This window comes from Mycobacterium hubeiense, assembly GCF_002838065.1.
Lineage (GTDB): Bacteria > Actinomycetota > Actinomycetes > Mycobacteriales > Mycobacteriaceae > Mycobacterium > Mycobacterium hubeiense.
Map to the genome: position 1 here is coordinate 91780 of NZ_PIZU01000006.1, position 24350 is coordinate 116129.

A 24350-nucleotide genomic window follows, 5' to 3' on the forward strand; every position below is an offset into this window, starting at 1 on the left:
TGGCGTCAGCGGAAGTCACGGCTGCGCGACGCCACGCGCATGTCCAGCTTTTCCATCCGCTCGGCGACGACGGTGACTGCGCCGCTTGCGTTTTGCACCTGACCGCGGATCAACAGGGCCGACGCTGTCTGCGCCAGTTTGCGATGGCGCGACCACACTCCTGGTGAGCACAGGATGTTGACCATTCCGGTTTCGTCCTCGAGATTGAGGAACGTCACGCCCTGGGCGGTTGCCGGGCGCTGGCGGTGGGTTACCGCCCCGGCCACCAAGATTCGCGTGCCGTCGCGAATGTCTAGAAGCTTGTTTGCCGGAACGATGCCCATCGCGTCCAGGTGCTCCCGCAGGAACTGGGTGGGATAGCTGTCCGGTGAGATGCCGGTGGCCCAGACGTCGGCGGCGGCCAACTCCAGCTGGCTCATCCCGGGCAGCGACGGGACATGCGACGACGACCCCACGCCGGGCAGCCGGTCCGGACGCTCGGTGGCGGCCGCGCCCGCGGCCCACAGCGCCTCGCGACGGGATATCCCGAAGCAGCCCAGCGCGCCGGCGGTGGCCAGCGCCTCGGTCTGCGGGACGGTGAGCTGTACCCGTTGCGTCAGATCGTTCAGGGATATGAATGGCCCGTTGGCCTTTCGCTCGTCGACGATCTGCTCGGCCAGCTCGTCGCCGATGTGGCGCACGCTGCCGATGCCCAGCCGGACTTCTTCGCCGTGGTTCTCCAATGTGGCGTGCGCGAGGCTGGCATTGACATCCGGGCCGCGCACGATGACCCCGTGCCGACGGGCGTCGGCCACCAGCGATTGCGGTGAGTAGAAGCCCATCGGCTGCGCCCGCAGCAGCGCCGCGCAGAACGCCGCGGGGTGGTGCAGCTTGAACCACGACGAGTAGAACACCAGCGACGCGAAGCTCAGCGAATGGCTTTCCGGGAAGCCGAAATTGGCGAAGGCTTCCAGCTTCTCGTAGATCCGGTCGGCGGTGGCGCCGGTGATGCCGTGGCGCACGCGCATGCCGTCGTAGAAGCGGCCCTTGAGGCGTTGCATCTTTTCGGTGGAACGCTTGGAGCCCATGGCGCGCCGTAGTTGGTCGGCTTCGGCGGCGGAGAAGCCGGCGCAGTCGACGGCCAGCTGCATGAGTTGTTCCTGAAACAGCGGCACCCCCAGGGTTTTTCGTAGTGCGGGCTCCATCGACGGATGGTCGTAGGTGACCGGCTCGTCACCGTTGCGCCGGCGAATGTAGGGGTGCACCGAACCGCCCTGGATCGGGCCGGGGCGAATCAGCGCGACCTCGACCACCAGGTCATAGAACACCCGCGGCTTCAGCCGGGGCAGGGTGGCCATCTGGGCGCGCGACTCCACCTGGAACACCCCGACCGAGTCGGCTTTCTGCAGCATCTCGTACACAGCGGGCTCACTCAGGTCGAGCTTGGCGAGGTCTACGTCGATGCCTTTGTGCTCGCGCACCAGGTCGATGGCGTAATGCAGAGCCGACAGCATGCCCAGGCCGAGCAGGTCGAACTTCACCAAACCGATTGCCGCGCAGTCATCTTTGTCCCACTGCAGCACGCTGCGGTTCTCCATGCGCGCCCACTCCACCGGGCACACGTCGGCGATGGGGCGGTCGCAGATCACCATGCCGCCGGAATGGATGCCCATGTGGCGCGGCAGGTTGTGGATCTGGGTGGCCAGGTCGATCACCGGTTCGGGGATGTCCTCGACGTCGGGCGAATCCGCGAGCCCGTTCCACCGGCTGATCTGCTTGCTCCAGGCGTCCTGCTGGCCTTGCGAGAAGCCCAGCGCGCGGGCCATATCGCGCACTGCGCTGCGGCCGCGGTAGGTGATGACGTTGGCGACCTGGGCGGCGTAGTCGCGGCCGTAGCGGTCGTAAACGTATTGAATCGCCTTCTCCCGCAGGTCCGATTCGATGTCGATGTCGATGTCGGGCGGCCCGTCGCGCGCCGGGGACAGGAACCGCTCGAACAACAGCTCGTTGGCGATCGGGTCGACGTTGGTGACGCCGAGCGCGTAGCAGACCGCGGAGTTGGCCGCCGATCCCCTGCCCTGGGCCAGGATGTTGTTCTCCCGGCAGAACCGGGTGATGTCGTGCACCACCAGGAAGTAGCCCGGGAACTTCAGCTGCTCAATGGTTTTCAGCTCGTGTTCGATCTGCGCGTAGGCGCGCGGCGCACGTTCGGGCGGGCCGTACCGGTCCAGCGCGCCCAGCATCACCAGGTGGCGCAGCCAGCTGTCTTCGGTGTGGCCCGCCGGGACATCGAACGGGGGCAGTTGCGGGGCGATCAGCGCCAGCTCGAAGGCGCACTGCTCGCCGAGGTCGGCGGCGGCCGTCACCGCCTCGGGCCGGTGGGCGAACAGCCGCGCCATCTCTTCCCCCGATCGCAGGTGTGAACCGCCCAGCGGGGCAAGGAAACCCGCAGCCTCGTCCATCGAGTGCCGGGCCCGGATCGCACCCATCGCCATGGCAAGCCGGCCGCGCGACGGCTCGGCGAAATGCGCGCCGGTGGTGGCGACGAGGTTCAGTCCGAAACGGGGCGCCAGCGCGGCCAGTGCGGCGTTGCGTTCGTCGTCGCAGGGTTGGCCATGGTGGGTGAGTTCGACGCTGACCCGTGAGGCGCCGAACCGGTCCACCAGATCGGCCAGCGCCCGCTCGGCCGCCGCCGGGCCGCCGTCGGAGAGCGCTTGGCGCACATGGCCTTTGCGGCATCCGGTGAGGATGTGCCAGTGGCCGCCCGCCGCTTCGGTGAGCGCGTCGTAGTCGTAGCGCAGCTTGCCCTTCTCGCCGCCGGCCAGATGCGCTTTGGCCAGCTCCCGCGACAGCCGTCGATAGCCTTCCGGCCCGCGGGCCAGCACCAGCAGGTGCGGTCCGGGTGGGTCCGGTTCTTCGGTGCGATCGCCGCCACTGAGCGACAGTTCGGCGCCGAACACCGTCTGCACACCCAGTTCCTTGGCCGCTTCGGCGAAGCGCACCACCCCGTAGAGCCCGTCGTGGTCGGTCAGCGCGATGGCGCGCAGATCGAGCCGGGCCGCCTCCTCGACGAGTTCCTCCGGCGTGCTCGCGCCGTCGAGAAAGCTGTACGCGGAATGCGCGTGCAGCTCGGCATATGGAATAGAGGAGCCGGGCTTGCGCACCTCTATCGCCTGATACGCCCCGCGCTTGCGTGACCAGGCCGGGCTGTCGCCGCCGTCGCCCTGCTGTTCGTCGATGGGCCAGCCGGCGCGGCGCGGCTTGCCGGTGAGCACCCGCTCCATTTCCGTCCAGCTCGGCGGCCCATTGTGCCAACCCACGCCTACAGTCTATCGAACAATTGTTCGATAGAAATGGGGCCCGTCCGCCTCACGCTTTGCCTCCCTCGGGTGGGTCGGGGTCGCCGCGGAGGAGTTCTTCGGGGTGGTGGGCGTGGTTGATTTCCGGTGGGCCGGTGCCGTCGGTCCAGCCCAGGCGGCCGTTGTCGGTGACTTCGGTGTGTAGTTGGCCGTCGGTGACTCGTTTGTGGTCAGGTGCGCAGGCGAAGAACAGGTGATCGGCGTCGGTGGGGCCGCCGGCGGCCCAGTCCCGGTCGTGGTGCACTTCGCAGTGATAGCCGGGTTCGGTGCAGTTGGGGCGGGTGCAGCCGCGGTCGCGCGCGTAGCAGATGATGCGCTGATCGGCGGTGGCCAGACGTTTTTGCCGGCCCAGATACAGCGGGCGCCCGCTGTGCTCGTCGAACACCGCCAGGTAGTGGATGGCGTCGGTGGCCATGCGGATCAAATCGCGCATCGGCAGCGCGGTATGCCCGCCGGTGCGCGCCGGGGGCGGCATCGGGAGGTCGGGGTTGCCCACGGCGTGGGCGGCCTGGTTGAGCTCGGCCAGCGTGGTGGTCGCGATGACGGTGACCGGATGGCCCCGATGTGACCCCAGTCCTCCGGAGGCGAGGCCGGCTTTCAAACCCAGTTTGAGCCCGTCGTGGCAGCGCTGGGCCGGGGTGCGCTCATCGGGCACCTCGGCGGTGCTGCCGTCGGGCAGGTGCCGGCCCGGGCGCACCGCCGCGCTGGCCGCCTCCACATAGCAGCGGGTTTCCGGGTCGATCCAGCCCTGCAGCCACGACATGCCGTCGCGCTGCTGGGGCCCCAGGTTCAGGCCGCGCCGGCGCGCCCGATCCGCTTCGTCGAAATGCCCGTCGGGGTTGAAGATCTCGTCGATCTTGCCCGCCGCGGCCCTGACGATATGCGCATCGTTTTTCACCGCCTCGCGCACCAGGCTGGCCTGCACCTCGCCGCGGTCCTGCGGGGAGACACAGGAGGGCAGCTTGTCCATCGCCGTGCAGATCACCCGCAGGTGATCCTCGCCGAGCCGCCCGCCCGCCAGCGCCTCGGCCACCAACGCCAGCTCCGGCGCGGTGGGCGGGCCGCTGATCTGGCGGCGCGGACGCAGCCGCGCGGCGGTCTTGAAACGCCGCTTGATCTCGCCGGGCGGGATCCGCAGCCGCGCCCACAGCCGATCCTTGAGCGCGGGCACCATCGCCGTCTCATCGGGCGGATCGGCGATCTCGCCGAACACCCGATACATCAAGCCCCGGTTAAGCCGTTCCTGGGTTTCCAACCGCTCGGCCAGCTCCACCCGAAAATCGTTGCCCACCCCATCGGAGGACAACGCAGCCATCTCCGCATAGGCGCCATCCACCACATCGGCCAGCGCGCGAAACCGCTCACGCGCCGCCTGCCCGGTGAGGAACTCCGCCATACCCCGACGCTATCGAACACATGTACGAAGCAAGACCCGCACGCCGCGGGCACCACACATCTGTGGATCAACCCGCCACTGGGGATAACCGCCACCACCACACCCGCACATGTCAGACCCCTGTGGTAAGACCCCTCCTTGCCAGATCAGCAATATATCTTGCCAAGCCACCGATGACCCCGGATGGTGAAAGCAGGAGGTTCACACCGTGACCAGAGACCTGAACAACCACTATGACGTCGCGGTAATCGGCGGCGGCGCAGCGGGTTTGAGCGGGGCGTTAATGCTCGCACGAGCGCGGCGGTCGGTGATCGTGGTCGATGCGGGCGCTCCACGTAACGCCCCGGCCGCCGGTGTGCACGGACTGCTGGCGCGCGACGGGATGACACCCGTCGAGCTGCTGGAGCGCGGACGGGCGGAGGTCCGCGAGTACGGAGGCCGGCTCGTCACCGGCATGGTCACCACCGTGACGCGTGCGGACGACGGGTTCGCGGTCGAGACGAGCGACGCGCAAACCCTGCACGCCCGTCGCCTGCTGGTGACCACCGGCCTCGTCGACGAACTGCCGGACATCCCCGGCCTACGGGCCCGCTGGGGAGTCGACGTCCTTCATTGCCCGTATTGCCACGGCTGGGAGGTCCGCGACCGCGCGATCGGCGTGCTCGCTACCGGGCCGCTGTCGGTGCACCAGGCCTTGCTGTTTCGGCAGTGGAGCAGCGACGTCACCTATTTCACCCACACCATGGCGCCGCCCGATGACGAGGACGCTGAGCAGCTGGCGGCCCGCGGCATCACCGTGATCGACGGTGAGGTCGCCGCACTGGAGATCGTCGACGACCGCCTCACCGGGGTGCAGATGCGGGATGGGACCGTCAAACCCCTTGCCGCAGTGGCGGTTTCGCCGCGAATGGTGGCACGCGCCGACTTCCTGGCGGAGCTCGGCCTGCGTCCCGCCGAACATCCGGCCGGCCAGTACATCCCGTGCGACGCAACAGGTCGTACCGAGGCGCCGGGAGTGTGGGTCGCGGGGAATGTCACAGATCTGGCCGCTCAAGTCGGTGGCGCCGCGGCCGCGGGAGCGAGCGCGGCCGCTCACATCAACGCCGACCTCGTCGCGGAGGAGACCCGCCGGGCCGTCGCCGCCCGTCGTGACCCGTTTTCGACGCAGGCGGAAGCACGGGTCTGCGAACTGGTACTCGGCGACCGACGCCATGGACTGGAGACGACGCCATGATCGAACTCGACAAGACGTTCTGGGAGGAACGCTGGCGCCAAGCCCAGGGTCACGGCGCGGTGCAAGACTGGCCGCCCAATCCCCAGCTGGTATCCGAGGTCGATGAGCTGACGCCCGGCGACGCGCTGGACGCGGGATGTGGCCAGGGAACCGACGCATTCTGGCTGGCCGCACGCGGATGGCGGGTGACGGCGGTCGATTTCGCCGACGCCGCGCTTCGGCGTGCGCAGGCGAACGCGGAAGCGCTCGACGACGCCGTCGCCGCCCGAATCGACTGGCGCCAAGCGGATTTGAGCGTCTGGACGCCACCCGAGGAGCATTTCGACCTGGTCTCAAGCCATTACGTGCACGGCGTGAGCCCTCGCGATGACCTGTTCCGCCGGCTGGCCAGCGCGGTGAAACGCGGCGGCACGTTGCTAATCGTCGGCCACCATCCGCTGGACCACACCACCATTTCCGGCCTGTCGCCGGAGGTGTACTTCAGCGCCGACGATGTTGCGGCCTGCCTCGAGCCCGACAGCTGGGACATCGTCGTGGCCGAGACCAGAACTCGGTCGGCCACAGACCCGCACGGCCGCCAGATCACCCTGCACGATGCCGTTCTGCGGGCACGTCGACGCGCATAGTGGTATCAATCCGGTATCATGCGGTCATGGGCATGACGCTGCGCACCAGCGCTGAACAAACCGAAGCGCTGCGCCGACAGGCCGCCGCAGAGGGGCGGTCGATGCAGGCCGTCGCATTGTCGGCGATCGATGAATACATCGAACGGCGGACGCACAAGGCGGAAGTCGCCGCGGCGGTGCAACGCGTCGTGCGCGAGGAAGCCGCGGTCCTTGGGCGGTTGAAGGACGCTTGACCGAATATCTCGATCTCGACGACCTGATCGACATCGCTCGTGCGGCCGTCGGCCCAGACGCCGCGGTCGCGGATTACGGTTTGTTGGAATCAGCGCTGGCGCGGCCCCGGGCGTCGGTGTTTGGCCGCGATGCGTACGAGGATCTCCACCTCAAGGCCGCTGCGCTGATGCACTCGCTGGCACGAAATCACGCGATGGTGGACGGAAACAAGCGACTCGCATGGACCGCCTGCAGGACGTTCCTCGCCATCAACGGCCAATGGATTCGCGCGCCGGAGGATGACCGCTTCGAGTTCATCATCCGCGTCGCCACCGGTGCACTGCCCGATCTGAACGCGATCGCCGAACAACTCCGCGCCTGGAGCTACGAAGAGTGAATCGCCGTCACGGCAGGTCTTCTGGCGTCAGCTGATCCCGCGGGACGACGACCATCGGCACGTCGAGCACGCGCAGCATCTTGGCCGCCGTCGACCCGATGAACAGCCGCTTGGGCATGCTCAGCCGGCTCGAGCCGACCATGATCACATCGCCCTCATGCCACTCGAGCTTCTGGACAGCCTCCTCGACGGTGGACCCGTCCACGACCGTCGCCGTCACTGGAAATCCTTCCGGCAGAGCGGTTTTCGCAGTCTCCAGCGTTTGCCGGGCATGTGCCAGCGCACGCTGGCGGACGGCGTCGTCGTCGCCGCGCAGCGCCCCGTACATCGGGTCCAACGCCACCAACGAGACCAACCGCAACGGTGTGCCCGCCGCCTTGCTGGCCCGTACGGCGGTATCCAGCACCAGATCCGCACCCTGGCGCTCCCCCAACGCACACGTCACCTCGCGCACGCGTTCGACCTTCGAGTCGCGGGTTCCCCGCGGCGCCACCGCGACCGGCACCGGTGCCGAGTGCAGCAGCTCATTGACCACCGAACCCAACGAGAACGGGCCCGCGATGCCGCCGCCCGATCCGCCCACCACAATGGCTTCGGCCTCGAGGCGGCCGGCCTCCTTGATCAGTCCCTCGGCGAACGAATCGTCGAAACTCACATGGCCATGGGCGACAACATCATCGGGCACCGACGCCAGCACGTCGGCAAGCCATTTGTTCGCCTGCTCGGCGAGGACCTCCTCGTATCCGCCGGTCGACACCAGTGTCGGCAGCGTTCGGTCGGGCGGCAGCACCATGCATGCCTCGACCTCGGCGCCCAGGGTGCGCGCGAACCGCACTGCGAGCGCCATCGCGTCCGCACCGCCGGGCGTGGCCAGATAACCAACGACCAACTTCATGGGCCGATCCTGTCAACCTGCGGGCGTACTTATCGGCGCTTCGCCAAATTACGCGGTGTACTCCGCAGCTCCGTCTTCGAGCACCAGCCGCGTGTTCGAGCCGTCGGGCGCCGACGCCTCCGTACGGAACACCGCCTGCCCGTCGCCGGTGCGCCAGATCGACGTCGTCAACGTTTCACCCGGGAACACCGGCGAGGTGAACCGCGCGTCGATGGCCTTGATCTTGGTGGCGTCGCCGCCACCGAGTTCGCGCACCAACGCCCGGCCCGCGACGCCGTATGTGCACAGCCCGTGCAGGATCGGCTTGGGGAAACCGGCCAGTTCCTTGGCGAACCATGGGTCGCTGTGCAGCGGATTGCGGTCGCCGGAGAGCCGATACAGCAGCGCCTGATCCTCGCGGGTGGGCATGGCAACACGGAAATCGGGCTCACGGTCAGGGATTTCGGGCGCCGCGGGCCGCTGCCCGGGCTGACCGCCGAAACCGCCTTCGCCGCGGATGACGGCCGTCGTCAAGGTCTCGGCGACGACATCGCCGCTGTCCGGATCGCTACCGGTGGCCTTGAGCACCACGATCGCGTTCTTGCCCGGGCCCTTGTCCTGGATGTCGGCGACCTCGGAGACGACGCGCAGCTTGCCGGCCGGCGGCAGCGGCCGCAACACCCGCACACCCTGCGATCCGTGCAGAAGCATGCTGAAGTTGAACGTGCCGATCAGCCCGGCCGCGGCGAACGGCGAGCACGCGATGACGGCGTAGGTGGGCAGCACCTGTTGTTCGATGCCGTGGCTGTTCTCGGTGGTGAACGCAAGGTCGTCGACGCCTGCGCCCACGCCAAGCGCGTAGAGCAGCGTGTCGCGGTCGGTCCATTCGAAAAGGTGCGGCTCGGTGGTTTTGCCTACGGCGTTGGGGTCGATCGGCATGGGCGCTTCCTTCCTAGCGGTCTGAAACGGACCATAGCCGCTCCGCAGTGGAGCACGTCACATGCGGTTGACCTTTGTGGCGTGCGGGGCCACCATGGCTCGCATGCGCTATGTCGTTACCGGCGGTACCGGGTTTATCGGCCGCCGAGTGGTATCGGAACTTCTGGAACGCGACGACGACGCCGAAGTGTGGGTGCTGGTCCGCCGGACCTCGCTGACCCGGTTCGAACGCCTCGCGATGGACTGGGGCTCCCGAGCGAAACCGCTGGTCGGCGACCTGACCGCGGCCGACCTCGGCCTCAGCGATGAGTCGATCGCCGAACTGGGCGCCGTCGACCATGTGGTGCACTGCGCGGCGGTGTACGACATCACCGCCGGCGACAAAGAGCAGCGGGTCACCAACGTCGAGGGCACCCGGGCGGTGATCGAGTTGACCAAGCGGCTGGATGCGACGTTGCATCATGTGTCGTCGATCGCGGTGGCCGGCAGCTACCGCGGTGAGTACACCGAGGACGATTTCGACGTCGGCCAGGATTTGCCCACGCCGTATCACCAGACCAAGTTCGAGGCCGAACTGCTGGTGCGCACGACGGCGGGCCTGCGCTACCGCGTGTACCGGCCGGCGGTGGTGGTCGGCGATTCGCGCACCGGCGAGATGGACAAGGCCGACGGCCCGTACTACTTCTTCCCGATCTTGGCGAAGATGGCGCGGTTGCCCCGATTCACGCCGATCGCGCTGCCCGACTCCGGCCGCACCAACATCGTGCCGGTCGATTACGTCGTGGATGCGCTGGTGGCGCTGATGCACACCGAGGACCGGGACTTTCAGACGTTCCACCTCACGGCACCGAAAACCATTGGGCTGCGCGGTATTTACCGGGGCGTTGCACAAGCCGCCGGGCTGCCGCCGCTGCGGGGTGCGCTGCCGCGGACGGTCGCGACGCCGGTCACCCGGGCGCGAGGCCGCGCGAAGGTGGTGCGCAACATGGTGGCGACGCAGTTGGGCATTCCCGGCGAGATCCTCGATGTCGCGGACTTGATGCCCACCTTCACCGCCGACAACACTGCAGAAGCGTTGCGCGGCACCGGGATAACCGTTCCGGAGTTCTCGTCGTATGCGCCGCGGCTGTGGAAATACTGGGCGGAGCACCTGGATCCGGACCGTGCTCGGCGCGACGACCCGGCCGGCCCGCTCGTCGGGCGGCACGTCATCATCACCGGGGCCTCTAGCGGCATTGGGCGGGCATCGGCGATCGCGGTCGCCGAACGCGGCGCGACGGTGTTCGCGTTGGCCCGCAACGCCGAAGCGCTCGACGACCTCGTCGCCGAGATCCGCGCCGCCGGTGGCCAAGCCCACGCATTCACGTGCGATGTCACCGATTCCGCGTCCGTCGACCACACCGTCAAGGACATCCTCGGCCGGTTCGGCCACGTCGATTACCTGGTCAACAACGCCGGCCGGTCCATCCGCCGCTCCGTGGTCAACTCGACCGACCGGTTCCACGACTACGAACGGGTGATGGCCGTCAACTACTTCGGCGCGGTGCGCATGGTGCTGGCGCTGCTACCTCATTGGCGGGAACGACGATTCGGTCACGTGGTCAACGTGTCGAGCGCGGGCGTGCAGGCGCGCAGCCCGAAGTACAGCTCGTATCTGCCCTCCAAGGCCGCGCTGGACGCATTCGCCGAAGTGGTGGCGACCGAGACGCTGTCTGATCACATCACGTTCACCAATATCCATATGCCGCTGGTGAAGACGCCGATGATCGTGCCGTCGCGGCGGCTCAATCCCGTGCCGCCGATCAGCGCCGAACACGCCGCGGCCATGGTGGTGCGCGGTCTGGTGGAGAAGCCCGCGCGGATCGACACGCCGATGGGCACGCTGGGGGAATTCGGTAATTACATGACGCCCAAGCTGTCTCGGCGGATACTGCACCAGCTGTATCTCGGCTTCCCCGATTCACCGGCGGCGCGCGGCGAGGAAACCCCCGAGCCGCAACGCATCACGCCGCGTCGCCCCAAGCGGCCGGGCGCGGGCGGCCAAGACGATGCGGGCGCTGCGGCCGGTGACGCGGCCGATCACACGACCGGTCAAGCGCGCGGTGCGTCTGGTGCCCGGCGTGCACTGGTAACGACGTCGTCCCAGGTACGCATCGCCAGGTCGACGGTCGACTCGAGCTGCTGCAGTGTCGCCCCGTCGCGGGCCTGGATCGACAACCCGTACAACACGGTCATCATGAATGCGGCAAGCGCGTCCGCGTCCAGGTTCGCGGGTAGCTCGCCGGATTTCATGGCGCCCCGGATGCGACCGAGGAGCCGCTGTCGGTCTTCGTCGCGGCACTTTTTGAGCAAATCGCGCAGCGGCTGGGTTTCAGTCGAATAGGCGATCCCAGCCAGCACGATGAGGCAACCGGGCGGCGTGTCCGGATCGGCGTATTCCCGCACGTTGTCGCGCAGCATGGCGTCCACCGCGTCGCGCACCGACCCGGGCCGCTCGAGCGCCAGCGTGGTCGGTGAGCGGTCCGGCGCGTTGTAGTAGGCCACTGCCTCGCGGAACAGATCCTCCTTCGACCCGAAGGTCGCATACAGGCTCGGCGCGTTCAGACCCATCGCCTCGGTGAGATCGCTCACGCGAGTGCCCTCGAAACCCCGCTCCCAGAACACCTCCATGGCCGCCTGTAGTGCGGTTTCCCGGTCGAAGGCGCGTGGACGGCCTCGGCGCGGGGTCACTTGACGGGGTTCGGGCATACTTGCGAGTCTATATTTGTAGTAAATGTTACAAAATGATGGGAGGGCAGCATGTCGTTGACCGGAAAAGCGGCACTCGTCACCGGTGGTAGCCGTGGGATCGGTGCCGCGATCGCGCGACGACTCGCCGCCGAGGGCGCAGACGTCGCAATCACCTACACGTCGTCGGCCGCGCGAGCCGCCGAGGTCGTCGACGCCATCAAGGCGAGTGGTGCTCGCGCCCTTGCGATTTCGCTGGACAGCGCCGCCCCTGACGCCGGGCGGGAGGCGGTTGCGCGCGTCGTCGACGAGTTCGGGCGACTGGACATCCTGGTGAACAACGCCGGCATCTTCCCCAACGGACCGCTGGAAGAGATCAGTGTCGACGACATCGACCGGACGCTGGCGCTGCACGTCCGCGCGCCGCTGCTGTTCAGCCAGGCCGCCGCAGCCGTGCTGCCCGACGGCGGACGCATCATCACCATCGGCAGCAACCTGGCCGACCGCACGCCCTACCCGGGCATCACGCTGTACTCGGCATCGAAGGCCGCGGTCGCGGGGCTGACGCGCGGGCTGGCCCGCGACCTGGCGCCGCGACGCATCACCGTCAACGCCGTGCAACCGGGAAACACCGACACCGAGATGAATCCCGCCGACTCGGCCGACGCCGCTGCGGATTTGCCCAACATCCCGCTCGGCCGGTTCGCGCACGCCGACGAGATCGCGGCCGCGGTGGCCTATCTCGCCGGGGAGGAGGCCGCGTATGTCACTGGCACCACACTCACCATCGACGGCGGCTACAACGCCTGAACTGCGAGGGAGACAACGGATGTGGTGGGGCCTTCTGATTTTCGCCGGATTGCTGGAGATCGTGTGGGCGCTGGCGATCAAGCAGTCGGAGGGCTTCACCAAACTGTGGCCGAGCCTGGTCTGTGTGGTGGCCGCGGTGGCCAGCTTCGTGCTCCTCGCGGTGGTGGTCCGGCATCTGCCGGTCGGCACCGCCTACGCGGTGTGGGCGGGTATCGGCGCGGTGGGCGTGGCAATCGCCGGCGTGGTGTGGTTCCACGATGCGCTGACGCTGTGGCGCACGACGTTCATCACGTTGATCGTCGTGGGCCTGGTGGGTCTGCGGTTCCTGGAGCAGTAGGGTTGGCGGCGTGAGCGCCGAGCCCGTCTTCGCCGACGTCGATACCGGCGTCGACGACGCGATGGCGTTGGTGTACCTGCTGGCCAGTCCCGAGGCCGAGCTGGTGGGTATCGCATCGACGGCGGGAAATGTTGGCGTGCAACAGGTCTGCCGTAACAATCTGGGGCTGCTGGAGCTGTGCGGGGTCACCGGTGTTCCGGTGTCGATGGGTTCGGCGACGCCGCTGTCCGCGCCGCTGCGCACCGCCGAGGACACGCACGGGCCGGAGGGCCTGGGCTACGCGCAGCTGCCCGCGACCGAGGGGCAACTGACCGCGTACGACGCCGCCGAGGCGTGGGTGCGGGCGGCGCATGCGTATCCGGGCGAGCTGATCGGCATCGCAGTCGGGCCGCTGACCAACCTGGCGCTGGCGTTGCGCACCGAACCCGCACTGCCCAGACTGCTGCGGCGACTGGTGATCATGGGCGGCGCGTTCGACTATCGCGGCAATACAACACCGGTAGCCGAGTGGAACATCAGCGTCGACCCCGAAGCCGCCGCCGAAGTGTTCGCGGCGTGGGGGTCGGAACCGAATGCGCAGCTGCCAATTGTGTTGGGGCTGAACCTCACCGAGAACATCGCGATGACGCCGACGCTGCTGGGTCAGCTGGCGGCGGCGGCCGGCTCCCCCACTGCGCCGATGAGCGAGCGCGACGAGCGGGGCACCCGGTCGGCGGCCGCCAACCCGTTGATTCGCGTGCTCGAGGACGCGATGCGGTTCTACTTCGAATTCCACTTCGACTGCGGCGATGGCTATCTCGCGCATCTGCATGATCCGCTGGCCGCCGCGGTGGCGCTGGATCCCGAGCTGGTGAAATGCCGGCCGACGACCGTCGACGTCGAGCTGACCGGGACACTCACCCGCGGTATGACGGTGGCCGACTGGTCCGGTCGATGGGGACGAAATCCCAACGCGCTCATCGGTGTCGACGTCGACCCTGCTGCGTTCTTCGACCGGTTCATCGTGCGGGTGGGGGCGTTCGCGCGCCGGCTGACTCATTCGTAGATCCCTTCGAGGTACCACCGCCGCTGGCGATAGCACAGCAGCAGCGCTTGCGCCGGATCGCCGTCGAGCAGCACCTGCGCGCGGGCGGTGCGGCCCTTCGCCCCATCGGGATCCCACCACCGCTCGTCGACGGGCCAGGGACCAGTCCACCACGCCAGTCGCTTGTCGCGACCCGGAGCGGCCAGCCGCGCGGGATCGGCGGAGAACATGCCGCGGCTGGTCACCCGCACCGGATTACCCTGCGCGTCAAGCAATTCGACCGGATCGTCAAGCAGGACGGTCGGCGACGGCTCGGGCAGTTGCCCCGGCCACGGTTGACGCGGGTCCGCCCGCGGCACGGGGTCGTCGCCCAGCGGCGTGAAGGTGATGCGCTCTGCGGGTCCGCGTCCGCCGGACAACACCGGCACCTGCACCGCCTCCGGCCCGAGCAGCCCCTGCACCCGCACCAGCGCGCGGCGGGCGCGTAGCCGGTCCTCGTCACCCAGCCCACCCCACAGCGGCAGCTGCAGCGCCCCGGCCGAGACCACCTCCACCGGATGCAATCGCAGCACAGTGATTTCAGCGGTGGGCCGGTCGTTCGGATTGCGCCGGTTCAGCCAGCCGTCCAGCTGCCAGCGCACCCGGTCCGCGGTGGCGTCCTCGGTCAACGGCTCGGCGCATCGCCACACCCGTTCCAGCTCTTCGCCATTGGCGGTGACAGCCCGGATGGCCAGCCGCGTGCATCCGATACCGGCCGACTCCAGCCCGCGGTGCAGGGTGCTGGCCAGCGACCGTCCCGCGAACGCGGCCGCATCCACCCGGTCGATCGGCGGGTCACAGTTCATCACGGCGTCGAGGTCGGTCGGTGGCTCACGACCCGACGGTCCACGGGTGGGCTCCCCGCGCGCGAACCGGTGCGCCGCCACGGCGTCGGCCCCGAAGCGAGACGCCACGTCGGTACGGGACAGCGCGGCGAATTGGCCGATGTTGCGAATTCCCATGCGCCACAGCAGATCAGCCAAGTCTTCGCGGCCAGGGGCGGCCAGACTCGGCTCGGTGGCCAATTGCCGGATGGACAGCGCGGCCAGAAACGGCGCATCTCCCCCGGGCTCGACGATGCGGCCGGCGCGGGCGGCGAATACGGCGGTGGGCAGCTGATCGGCAATGCCGACCTGGCATTCGGCCCCGGCCGCGGCCACCGCGTCGACCAGCCGTTCGGCGGCGGCCTGCTCGGATCCGAAGTAGCGGGCGGCCCCGCGGACCGGCATCGCCAGCAGGCCGGGCCGCAAGACCTCGGCGCGCGGCACCAGATCGTCCACCGCGGCGATCACGTCTTCGAAATGGCGAGCATCGCGGGCCGGATCGGCGGTGACCACGTGCAATTGCGGGCAGCGCGCCTGGGACTCGCGTCGGCGCAGACCCCGTCGCACCCCGGCCGCCCGGGCCGACGCCGAACAGGCGATCACCCGATTGGCCAAGGTGACCGCGACCGGGTCCGTCGGCGTCAGACGTGCCGCAGCCGCGGCGGCGACCGCCGGCCAGTCCATGCACCAGATCGCCAGAACGCGAGACGTCGGTCGAGATGGCACTCCTACTCACCTACTGCGTGTGCACCGACGATGCGTCCCCGCGCCCGGGTGGCCAGCCGGACCCGGCCGATGCGGCCAAGCCCAGGGCGACCGGGACCACTGATCTCATAGCCGCAGACCCTGGCCTCCAGCCGAGCCGAAGCGCCCTGCCAGTCGCCGCCGGTGACCAGCAGCGTGCAGCCCTTCTGCCGGGCCCGGGCCGTCACCACGCGGGCCCGGCTCGGCGGCACCGAACGTCCGGCCAGCCCGAGCACCACCAGATCCATTCCGTCCATCAGCACCGAGGCCACCTCCACCGGATCGGCGCCCGGATCGGGGATGACGGCAAGCCTGCTCAGATCTGCACCCATCTCCACGGCCGCCAGCAGACCCATGTCGGGCTGGCCGACGATGGCCGCGTGCCCGCCCGCCGCCGTCACCGCCGCCACCATGCTCACCGGAAGGGACCGGGCCCCCGACACCACCGCGACCGTCCCGCGCGGCAACGGGGCGGGAAGGAGTTCGGCCAGCGATTCGGGCAGCGGCAGCAAAGATTCCGAGTCGGGCAGCGGATCGACGGACGGCGCTGCACCCCGGCGTCCGTCGCCGACTTTTCCGGATACTGCCGCTATCTTGCGTCGTAGGCGTTCTACCTGTTCAGCACGGTCAAGCCGACGCTGGTCAAGGTTCGTCGCTGCTGTCACAACAGCACCTCCTGCAGCACCGGTTTCATCCCTGTGTTCGAATGTATGTTCGATGCCTTGAGTAAACACCTGCCCACCGACACCGGTCAAGCGAGGTGCGGCGCTGGGTGCCCCACGTTAGAGTTCCCCCTGTTGACCATCGGGGGACACGTAAAGGACGCACCATGACGTCAAGTCGTTTAGCTCGTCGGCTCGCCCTCACGGCGGGCGGCGCCGCGATCATCGGGATGGTTTCGTTGACCGCGGCGTGCGGTGAAGCCGAACAAGCCCCCGAGGAAACCACGCCCACCACGACGACGACGACCACGACGACGACCACGCCGCCGCCCCCACCGCCGGTCGAGCCCACCGAGAAGGCTCCGCGCATCGATCCGGGCGGGCCCAACCCGTTCTCGCCGACGGTGCATGCGCCTCCGCCCCCCACCGCCGTTCCGGGACACCACTAGCACCGAGCCGGCTTGCGCGCCGTCTCGCGTCATCGGCTGCTGGCACTCATCGCGGTCGGCGTCCTCGCGCTGGGCGCCGACGTTCGGGTCACGCCGCACACCTCGGCGGTGATCGGCGGTCCGTACGCGTTATTGCTCGGCGCCTCAACGGATCTCGGGCCTGCCCGCAGCGGTCCGGTTCAGCTCACCGTCGCCCTGCATAACACGTCACGACCCGACGGACTGATCAACTGGGCACGCGACCACGCCATGTCGGTGCGCTGGCGGCCCAGCGACGAATGGGCGATCGTCGAGGGCGCGCCCGACGCCGTCGCCGACGCGTTGGACGTCGACATCCACGACTACCGTGGCAGGCGCGGTCAGGTGTTCTACGCGTCTCCGCTGCAGCCGTCGGTGCCCGAGCAATTGCGCAGCGAGGTCACCGAACTCGGCCGAATCCTCGGCTACACGCCGCACCGGATGGCGCGGCCGTCGATCCTGCCGCTGGACGTCCCAGACCAGGGGTTGACGCCTGATGCCTTGCTGACGACCTACAACGCGCAGCGGCTCGCGGCCGAGGGCTACACCGGTAAGGGTGCCACGATCGTGATCTTCGCGTTCGACGGCTACCGTCAGGAAGACCTCGACATGTTCGCGACCACTTTCGGATTGCCCACCTTCACCCCGATCCTGGTCGGCGGCCAGCCCGGTGAACCGCATGGTGAGACCATCATGGATCTCCAAGTCGCACATGCCATTGCGCCGGATGCCCGCAAGGTGGTGATCAATGCCCGGCCGACGGTGGAGGGTGACGGCGCGTACGAAAAGATCGGGCAGCTACTGGAATCGGCCGATCGGCAGTTCCCCGGCGCGGTGTGGAGTTTTTCGATCGGCTGGGGTTGCGACAAGCTTCTGACCGCCGCCGATCTGGCCCCGGTGCGTTCGGCGTTGGCCACCGCGCAGTCGCATGGAACCACGGCCTTCAACGCCAGCGGCGACCTCGCCGGCCTGGAATGCAAAGGCGGACAAGACTGGTCGTCCCCGCCCGGACGCGACGACATCGGCTTGGATTCCGTCGCCTCGCTGCCCGAGATGACGAGCGTCGGCGGCACCACACTGTCCACCGACGCCGGCGGTGGATGGTTGGCGGAGCAGGCGTGGTTCGATGTGCCGCTGTCTCAGGGCACCGGCGGTGGGGTGTCGGCGCTGTTCGACCGGCCGGACTGGCAGCGGGACGTATCGCAGGACCGCCGGTTGACTCCCGATGTGTCGGCCGTCGCCGACCCCTTCACCGGCGTCAAAATCGTGTTCGGACAAAAGATTCTGGTCGGTGGCGGCACCTCGCAGTCGGCACCGATCTGGGCGGGGCTGACGGCGGTGATGAATCAATATCTGGTCGAGCGCGGCGGACGCCCCCTCGGGGCGATCAACCCGTTGCTGTACCGGATGGCCGCCGGCGCGCCGCTGCCGGGATTTCGCGATGTGACGCTCGGCGGGAACGCGGTTGGCAACGCCGGGCCCGGCTACGACGCGGTGACCGGACTGGGCACACCGAACGTCGACAATCTCGTCCGGAATCTGCTCGTCCTGCAGAAGGCGGCGCAATGAGCACCGGCAACGACGGCGTGCCCACCATGGAGTGCAGGGTGTGCCAGACCGATGTCCCGGCGGGCACGTTCTGTGGACTCTGCGGTGCGTTCCTGACGCCGCAACGCGGAAACGGCCCAGACTGGTTGCGGATCAGGGCCTTTGGCGCCGCTCCCGGTGAGCACCTGCTGCGGCTGTCGGTGACCAGCTCGCTGTTCCCGCAGCTGCCGCAGCGCTCCCGATCGACCTTCCTGGTCGGATTGCTCGTGCTGTTGGCGACGCTGGGCGTCTTCACGCTGCTGCGACTGCCCGCCGCGCTGATCGCCACCGCCGCGCTCGGACTGCCGCTGTTGTTTCTCATCTATCTGCAGGAGTCCGACGCGTTCCGCGACTTCCCGAGGCGGGTGTTGGCGCTCACCGCAGCGCTGGGCGTCGGGCTCGGCGTCGGGTGGGTGTTGTTGACCGGCACCGACTTCGCCGACTCCTACGACATCCCGCTGGGTGACCAGATCAGCGAGGTCCACCTATTCCAGCACGGGCTCGGCGTGCCGATCGGCGGGTTGATTCTCATGCTCGTACCCACCTTGGTGGTGCGACTGCTCCGCTCGCCGGATCGAGAAACGTTGGACGGCTTTGTCATCGGCGCACTCGGTGCGCTCACCTTTACCGCAGCCGCCACGCTGGCCCGACTGGCACCGCAGCTCAGTGCCGGGATGGTGGACCGCGCCCGCCCCATGGCCGGGATCATGGTCGAAGCCGGAATCCGCGGCGTCGCAGTGCCATTGACCGCAGCGGCAGCAGGTGGCCTCATCGGTGCGGCGCTGTGGTTCAGCCGGCCGCCGAGCAAGGCGCACCAGCACCCCGGCTACGTCCGCATCGCGCTGGCGTTGTTCGGGCTCGCGGTGCTGGCGATCTACGCCGGGCTCGGATTGGTCGACGTGGCACGGGTGCCGCAGATGCTGCAGCTGGCAATACATCTCGCCGTCGCGCTGTTCGCCTTGCTCATGCTGAGGGTCGGATTGCACCTGGCGCTCCTGCACGAGGAGCATGACGAGATACACGCCGACGAGCCGTTGCTGTGTCCGCACTGCGGGCACGTCGTGCCCGATATGGCGTTCTGCCCGGCGTGTGGGGTGGCCACCCGCGCATCGTCGCGGTCATCACGTGCTGCTCGTCGCCAGACGCGGCCGCAGCGCAGAGTCGACGGCACATGACCGCGCCGTCGACGTGGCCGGGCTACGCGGTTCCGCCGGGGACATACACGGCGCCGCCGGTGCGGCGTACGTCGCCAGCCCGGCTGGTATTGATCTGGGCTGTCGGCGTTTTGGTGGTGGCCGGGGTGCTGGTCGCGGTGTCGGCAGAAATGAGTGACCCACCCGCACGGTACGTGTGCCCGCCGGACTGCGGCCGTCCACCGATGGGTGAGCCGGTGGCGACCAACCCCTCGTTCACCGCCCCCGACGGCACCTTCTCGGTCTCGTATCCGGCACCGGGGACGGCATATGAGATCACCACCGACGCCGACGGGGTGACGGCGGAGTTTGTCGGCGGCGACGGCGGCACCATGCAGTTGTTCAGTCAGCCCGCGAATGGACGGCCGCCGGAAGACATCGCCCGGCAGCTGGTCGATGAAACCTATCCCGACGCCCAGACTGTCTACGAGATTCCCAATGCGATGGTGGGCTATCAACCGGGATTCGGGATGGTGGCTGACACCTGGCCGCAAGCGGCCACCGGCAGCTATACCCGAATGCGGCTGGTGGTGATGGTCGCGGTGAAGAACGACCGTGCGCTGATCGCCGCCGCGGCGGGCCCCTACCGCGAGTTCGGACCCGACTTCGGCTCCGGCAAGCCGTCGGGCGCGAACCTTCAGCTCGCGCTGGACATGGGCAAGTACGTCAACAGTTTTCGCTGGCGGGGCGATCCGCCGCGGTAAGAGCGTTGACATCACGAAATGTTGTCATTGACAAATGTCATCATTCGCTGTTGTACTCGATGAGTGCCGGGCATTTTTGGGACGTCCAACAAGCGCAGCCACCTGGCGGCGGCGGTGGTCACCGGAGCGGGCAGCGGGATCGGCTCGGCGTTCGCCGTTGAGCTCGCCCGCCGCGGCGGACGCGTGGTCTGCAGCGACATCGATGATGCTGCCGCGCAGCGCACGGCCGCCGAGATAGCCGCCAACGGTGGCGACGCGATCGCGGTGCACTGCGATGTCTCCCGTATCGATGACGTGGAATCGCTTGCAAAGCAAGCGCAAACGTGGTTCGACGGTCCGCCGTCGTTGGTGATCAACAACGCAGGCGTCGGCGCGGGCGGCCAACCGATCGGCGAGATTCCGTTGGAGGACTGGTCGTGGGTGTTGGGCATCAACCTGTGGGGCCCGATCCACGGCTGCCACGTGTTCACACCGATGCTGCGCGAGGCGGGATACGGCGGCATCATCAACGTCGCATCGGCGGCGGCCTTCGGCGCCGCGCCGGGGATGGCCGCCTACAACGTCAGCAAGGCCGGGGTGTTGTCGCTGTCTGAAACCCTGGCCGCCGAACTGTCGGGCACTGGGGTCAACGTCACGGTGCTGTGCCCGACGTTCGTCAAGACCAATATCGTCGAATCGGGCCGAATCAGTGAACAGTCCACGCAGCTCGCCACCCGGCTGATGCGCTGGACCGGTTTCTCCGCCGAACGCGTCGCGCGCATGTGCCTGGACACCAACGACCGCGGCGGCCTGTACTGCATGCCGCAGCCTGATGCCCGGATCGGTTGGGGCATCAAGCGTTTCACGCCGGGAATGTACACCCGCGTCGTCGGCCTCGCGGCCCGCAACACCATCGGATAGGAGGACGCCATGGCGATAGACATGGACGCGATGCTCGACAAGATCAAGGACCGCCAGTGGGCCCTGGCCGACATCGACTGGGACGCACCGGGTGCCGAGCTGATCACCGACGAGCAGCGGCCGCAACTGAAGGCGTTCATGGCCGACCTGTGCTGGATCGAGAACATCGGCGCCCGCGGGTTCGCCGCCTTGGCCAAGAAGGCGCCGACGCCGACGATCGCGGAGATCTACCGCTACTTCCACGCCGAGGAGCAGCGCCACGCGAAAGCCGAACTGGCGCTGATGAAGCGGTGGGGCATGCTGGAAGACGGCGAAGTCCCCGAACCGAACGTCAACATCCGGCTGGCCATCGACTGGCTGGACCGCTGGGCGGACGACATGCCGCTGTCGCTGCTCGGCACGGTGATCCCGATGCTGGAGGTCGCCCTGGACGGAGCGCTGCTGAAGTTCCTGCTCGACGAGGTTCATGATCCGGTGTGCCACCAGGTCTTCGAGAAGATCAACAACGACGAGTCACGCCACCTCGTCGTCGATTTCGAGGTCCTCGACATGATCGGGCACGCGAAGATCCGACGGTTGGTGATCGATTTCGTCGGCCATCACGCCACTCCGGGCCTGATCGTCGGCGCGATCACAGGCGCACCTCTGATCAACAGGATCCGCAACGAGATCGTCGCGATGGGCATGGAACCCGAGCGGCTGTACAAGGCCGTGAAGCGATTCAAAGAACTCGGCGATCAGGGCGAAAACACTTGGCGGGTACCGACATACCGATTCCTGCGGCGCTACGCCGGCGTGGTCACCAACCCCCGCCATCCATACCACCTCCTCGCCAACTCGATGGTCTGGGTCTCCGACCGCTACCCGCGGCAGCTGCTGCCCAAAGTTCCGAGCTGGGTCAAAGAAGTGACCCACGAGCCGGCGGCCTGACGTGCCCGCCCGCGTATACGACACCCTCATCGTCGGCGCCGGATTCACCGGCATCGGCGCGGCGATCAAGCTGACCCAGGCCGGCGTCGACGACATCGTCATACTCGAGCGCGACGAGCGGGTGGGCGGAACCTGGCGCGACACCACCTATCCCGGTGCGGCGTGCGACATTCCGTCGCTGCTGTACTCGTTCTCGTTCGTGCCGAACCCGACGTGGTCGCGGGCCTACCCGCCGGCAGAGGAGATCCGGCGGCACATCGAAGCCATGGTCGACCGATACGGCCTGCGGCGCCACCTCAGGTTGGGCGTGGAGCTCACCGGCCTGACGTTCGACGAAGCCGAGGGCGTGTGGATCGCCAACACCAAGGGCCGCAAACGGTTCCGTGCCCGCACGGTGGTGCTGGCGTCGGGCCCGCTCCCGGATTCCAGCTTCCCCGACATCCGCGGTATCGACAGCTACCAAGGACACAAAATCCACAGTGCGCGATGGGATCATGACTACGACTTCACCGGCAAGCGCGTCGCGGTCATCGGCACCGGCGCCAGCGCCGTGCAGATCGTGCCCGAGCTCGTCAAGCAAGCCGAGTTCGTCAAGGTGTTCCAACGCACCCCGGGGTGGGTGCTGCCGCGCCTGGACATCGCCATGCCGCCCATCGCCCAAGAGTTGTTCGCGAACGTCCCTGCGGTTCAACAGCTTGCCCGCGAGGCGCTGTTCTGGGGACACGAGGCCAGCGCCACCGCGCTGGTGTGGCACACACCGCTGACATCGCTGGTCGCGCGGCTGGGCAAGGCGCATCTGCGCATGCAGGTCAAGGATCCGTGGCTGCGACGACAACTCACCCCCGACTTCGCCCCGGGGTGCAAGCGCATGCTGATCTCCAGCGACTATTACCCTGCGCTGCAACGCGATAACTGCAAACTCATCGCCTGGCCCATTGCGACGCTGAGCCCGGCCGGCATTCGCACCAGCGACGGAGTCGAGCACCACCTGGACTGCATCGTGTTCGCCACCGGCTACGACGTGCATCTGACCGGACCGCCGTTCCCCGTCACCGGACTGGGCGGGCGCTCCCTGGCCGAGGAGTGGGCGCACGGCGCGCAGGCCTACAAGAGCATCAACGCGCACGGCTACCCGAACCTGTTCTTCATGACCGGGCCGAACTCCGGCCCCGGGCACAACTCGCTGCTGGTCTACGTGGAAGGGCAGCTGGACTACGCCGTCAAGGGCATCACCACAATCCTCGGCAACGACCTGCGCTATCTGGATGTGCGCGAGGATGTGCAACGTCGCTACAACGACCGCATCCAGGCGCGGCTCGCCAAGACGACGTGGATGTCGGGGTGCCGCAGCTGGTACCTGACCGCCGACGGGTTCAATGCGGCGATGTATCCCGGATTCGCCACGCAGTATCTTCGACAGATGCGGGACTTCCGATTCGGGGACTACGAGGCGATCGAACGCGACGCGCGTCGCGCCGTGTACGCGTCGGGCTGAGATGTCCGCCAGCAGGCAGTCACGCCCACAGGCCGGCCCGATCGGCGCCATCCTGGCGAACCTGCGCCGGCAGTCACGCGACGTCGTCGAGAACGCGGTGTCGCAGTTGTTCGACGCGGCCGTGCGCCAGTCGCACGGCACCGAAGGCTCCGGCGAGTATCGCATCGAGGAACTGGCGCGGCTCGCGGGCACGACGACGCGCAACATCCGCGTGTACCGCGACCGCGGGCTGCTGCATCCGCCGCTGCGTGTCGGTCGGCTGGCCCTCTACAACGACACCCATTTGACGAGGCTGCGACTGGTGACGTCGTTGCTCGATCGCGGTTACAACATCGCGCACGTGCACGAGATGCTCAACGCCTGGGAGCAGGGCAACAACCTCGCCGACGTGCTGGGGCTGGAATCGGCGATCGTGGGGACGTGGGCGGCGGAGAAGCCCGAGACCATGGCGCTTTCCGCGGCGCAGGGGCTGATCGACGACGAGGCGGCCTTCGACCGGCTGGTGGCAATCGGGCTGATCCGCATCGACGGCGAGAACGCAACGGTGTTGCGGCCCAAGCTGATCGAGGCGTTCAACGAGATGCGTGGCTACGGCGTCAGCTTCGACACGTTGATCGACATTCACGAACAGGTGTTGCCGCACATCGACGAGATCAGCGGCATCTTGGTGCGCGCCGGCGCCGAGCATGTGCTGCAGCGCATCAAGCCCGGCGAAGCCTTGCCCGCCGATACCGAAGTCGCCGAACTGATCACCATGCTGGTGCGATTCCGGACGCAGGCGGTGGCGGCGGTGACGGGCACGCTGGCGCATTCGATCGAATCGACGATCGAATCGCTGGTGGGCGAACTACTCGCCGAACTCATCGAACAGTCCCGCGACTGACCCTGCC

General features: G+C 68.0%; 23 protein-coding genes and 2 pseudogenes. 17 read left to right on the top strand and 8 right to left on the bottom strand.

Going from position 1 to position 24350, the window contains the following annotated elements; all coding sequences use genetic code 11:
- Positions 1-5 precede the first annotated feature (5 nt).
- Together CWS39_RS07310 and CWS39_RS07315 are read right to left on the bottom strand one after the other, a co-directional pair.
- Positions 6-3299, bottom strand: coding sequence for an error-prone DNA polymerase (locus CWS39_RS07310; RefSeq protein WP_102142246.1), 3294 nt, complete (start codon positions 3297-3299; stop codon positions 6-8).
- 49 nt (positions 3300-3348) lie between these two features.
- Positions 3349-4734: a 13E12 repeat family protein gene (locus CWS39_RS07315; RefSeq protein ID WP_102142247.1), complete on the bottom strand. Its 1386-nt coding sequence runs from the start codon at positions 4732-4734 to the stop codon at positions 3349-3351.
- A 208-nt stretch (positions 4735-4942) separates the two neighbouring features.
- Here CWS39_RS07315 and CWS39_RS07320 point away from each other — a divergent pair, with 208 nt between their 5' ends.
- Genes CWS39_RS07320 through CWS39_RS07335 form a run of 4 tightly spaced genes read left to right on the top strand, consistent with a single transcriptional unit; the run spans position 4943 to position 7204 of the window.
- Positions 4943-5968 carry an NAD(P)/FAD-dependent oxidoreductase gene (locus tag CWS39_RS07320; protein ID WP_102142248.1) on the top strand — a complete coding sequence of 342 codons (1026 nt, stop codon included), beginning with the start codon at positions 4943-4945 and terminating at the stop codon, positions 5966-5968.
- The gene (locus CWS39_RS07325) at positions 5965-6594 is read left to right on the top strand and encodes a class I SAM-dependent methyltransferase (RefSeq protein WP_102142249.1); all 630 of its coding nucleotides are present in this window, start codon (positions 5965-5967) and stop codon (positions 6592-6594) included. The genes CWS39_RS07320 and CWS39_RS07325 overlap by 4 nt, the downstream gene beginning before the upstream one ends.
- A gap of 26 nt (positions 6595-6620) precedes the next feature.
- On the top strand, positions 6621-6827 hold the full coding sequence (locus CWS39_RS07330; RefSeq protein WP_102142250.1) for a CopG family transcriptional regulator: 207 nt from the start codon (positions 6621-6623) through the stop codon (positions 6825-6827).
- Positions 6824-7204 (top strand): type II toxin-antitoxin system death-on-curing family toxin, encoded by a 381-nt coding sequence (locus tag CWS39_RS07335; protein WP_102142251.1) that lies wholly within the window; start codon positions 6824-6826, stop codon positions 7202-7204. Before CWS39_RS07330 ends, CWS39_RS07335 begins: the two co-directional genes overlap by 4 nt.
- A 7-nt stretch (positions 7205-7211) precedes the next feature.
- On the opposite strand, the gene CWS39_RS07340 is transcribed toward CWS39_RS07335, so the two are convergent.
- Positions 7212-8099, bottom strand: a complete 888-nt coding sequence (locus tag CWS39_RS07340; RefSeq protein WP_102142252.1) for a universal stress protein — start codon at positions 8097-8099, stop codon at positions 7212-7214.
- 48 nt (positions 8100-8147) lie between these two features.
- Positions 8148-9017, bottom strand: a complete 870-nt coding sequence (locus CWS39_RS07345; protein WP_102142253.1) for a MaoC/PaaZ C-terminal domain-containing protein — start codon at positions 9015-9017, stop codon at positions 8148-8150.
- A gap of 103 nt (positions 9018-9120) precedes the next feature.
- On the opposite strand from CWS39_RS07345, the pseudogene CWS39_RS07350 reads away from it, so the two are divergent.
- Positions 9121-11149, top strand: a pseudogene (locus CWS39_RS07350) (SDR family oxidoreductase).
- Here CWS39_RS07350 and CWS39_RS30260 read toward each other — a convergent pair.
- The gene (locus tag CWS39_RS30260; RefSeq protein WP_431306094.1) at positions 11109-11477 is read right to left on the bottom strand and encodes a TetR family transcriptional regulator C-terminal domain-containing protein; all 369 of its coding nucleotides are present in this window, start codon (positions 11475-11477) and stop codon (positions 11109-11111) included. The pseudogene CWS39_RS07350 and the gene CWS39_RS30260 sit on opposite strands and share 41 nt — an antisense overlap.
- Here CWS39_RS30260 and CWS39_RS30020 point away from each other — a divergent pair.
- The gene (locus CWS39_RS30020) at positions 11419-11553 is read left to right on the top strand and encodes a hypothetical protein (RefSeq protein ID WP_255412989.1); all 135 of its coding nucleotides are present in this window, start codon (positions 11419-11421) and stop codon (positions 11551-11553) included. The two genes, CWS39_RS30260 and CWS39_RS30020, sit on opposite strands and share 59 nt — an antisense overlap.
- A gap of 20 nt (positions 11554-11573) precedes the next feature.
- Here the strand turns inward: CWS39_RS30020 and CWS39_RS30160 are convergent.
- Positions 11574-11765 (bottom strand): annotated as a pseudogene (locus tag CWS39_RS30160) (TetR/AcrR family transcriptional regulator); the annotation flags it as partial.
- Positions 11766-11816: 51 nt separating this feature from the next.
- Between CWS39_RS30160 and CWS39_RS07360 the strand changes: the two are divergent.
- Genes CWS39_RS07360 through CWS39_RS07370 form a run of 3 tightly spaced genes read left to right on the top strand, consistent with a single transcriptional unit; the run spans position 11817 to position 13936 of the window.
- Positions 11817-12554: an SDR family NAD(P)-dependent oxidoreductase gene (locus CWS39_RS07360; RefSeq protein ID WP_102142255.1), complete on the top strand. Its 738-nt coding sequence runs from the start codon at positions 11817-11819 to the stop codon at positions 12552-12554.
- Between the two features lie 19 nt (positions 12555-12573).
- The gene (locus CWS39_RS07365; RefSeq protein ID WP_102142256.1) at positions 12574-12891 is read left to right on the top strand and encodes a DMT family transporter; all 318 of its coding nucleotides are present in this window, start codon (positions 12574-12576) and stop codon (positions 12889-12891) included.
- A 10-nt stretch (positions 12892-12901) separates the two neighbouring features.
- Positions 12902-13936 carry a nucleoside hydrolase gene (locus CWS39_RS07370; protein ID WP_102142257.1) on the top strand — a complete coding sequence of 345 codons (1035 nt, stop codon included), beginning with the start codon at positions 12902-12904 and terminating at the stop codon, positions 13934-13936.
- Here the strand turns inward: CWS39_RS07370 and CWS39_RS07375 are convergent.
- Together CWS39_RS07375 and CWS39_RS07380 are read right to left on the bottom strand one after the other, a co-directional pair.
- Positions 13927-15462 carry a DNA polymerase Y family protein gene (locus CWS39_RS07375; protein ID WP_102142258.1) on the bottom strand — a complete coding sequence of 512 codons (1536 nt, stop codon included), beginning with the start codon at positions 15460-15462 and terminating at the stop codon, positions 13927-13929. The two genes, CWS39_RS07370 and CWS39_RS07375, sit on opposite strands and share 10 nt — an antisense overlap.
- A gap of 44 nt (positions 15463-15506) precedes the next feature.
- Positions 15507-16187: a hypothetical protein gene (locus CWS39_RS07380; RefSeq protein ID WP_102142259.1), complete on the bottom strand. Its 681-nt coding sequence runs from the start codon at positions 16185-16187 to the stop codon at positions 15507-15509.
- A gap of 164 nt (positions 16188-16351) precedes the next feature.
- Between CWS39_RS07380 and CWS39_RS07385 the strand changes: the two genes are divergently transcribed.
- From CWS39_RS07385 to CWS39_RS07420, 8 genes are all read left to right on the top strand, one after another.
- On the top strand, positions 16352-16633 hold the full coding sequence (locus CWS39_RS07385; protein ID WP_233213392.1) for a hypothetical protein: 282 nt from the start codon (positions 16352-16354) through the stop codon (positions 16631-16633).
- A 12-nt stretch (positions 16634-16645) separates the two neighbouring features.
- Positions 16646-18220, top strand: a complete 1575-nt coding sequence (locus CWS39_RS07390) for a S53 family peptidase (protein WP_102142261.1) — start codon at positions 16646-16648, stop codon at positions 18218-18220.
- On the top strand, positions 18217-19413 hold the full coding sequence (locus tag CWS39_RS07395; RefSeq protein ID WP_102142262.1) for a zinc ribbon domain-containing protein: 1197 nt from the start codon (positions 18217-18219) through the stop codon (positions 19411-19413). The genes CWS39_RS07390 and CWS39_RS07395 overlap by 4 nt, the downstream gene beginning before the upstream one ends.
- Positions 19410-20135, top strand: coding sequence for a hypothetical protein (locus CWS39_RS07400; protein WP_102142263.1), 726 nt, complete (start codon positions 19410-19412; stop codon positions 20133-20135). The genes CWS39_RS07395 and CWS39_RS07400 overlap by 4 nt, the downstream gene beginning before the upstream one ends.
- 63 nt (positions 20136-20198) lie before the next feature.
- A complete protein-coding gene (locus CWS39_RS07405) occupies positions 20199-21035 on the top strand; it encodes an SDR family NAD(P)-dependent oxidoreductase (protein WP_431306093.1) in 837 nt (278 codons plus the stop codon).
- A gap of 9 nt (positions 21036-21044) precedes the next feature.
- Positions 21045-21965 (top strand): reductase, encoded by a 921-nt coding sequence (locus CWS39_RS07410; protein ID WP_102142264.1) that lies wholly within the window; start codon positions 21045-21047, stop codon positions 21963-21965.
- Between the two features lies 1 nt (position 21966).
- Positions 21967-23460 (top strand): flavin-containing monooxygenase, encoded by a 1494-nt coding sequence (locus CWS39_RS07415; RefSeq protein ID WP_102142265.1) that lies wholly within the window; start codon positions 21967-21969, stop codon positions 23458-23460.
- A 1-nt stretch (position 23461) separates the two neighbouring features.
- Entirely contained in the window at positions 23462-24343 is an 882-nt protein-coding gene (locus CWS39_RS07420) for a MerR family transcriptional regulator (protein ID WP_102142266.1), read from the top strand.
- Positions 24344-24350 lie beyond the last annotated feature (7 nt).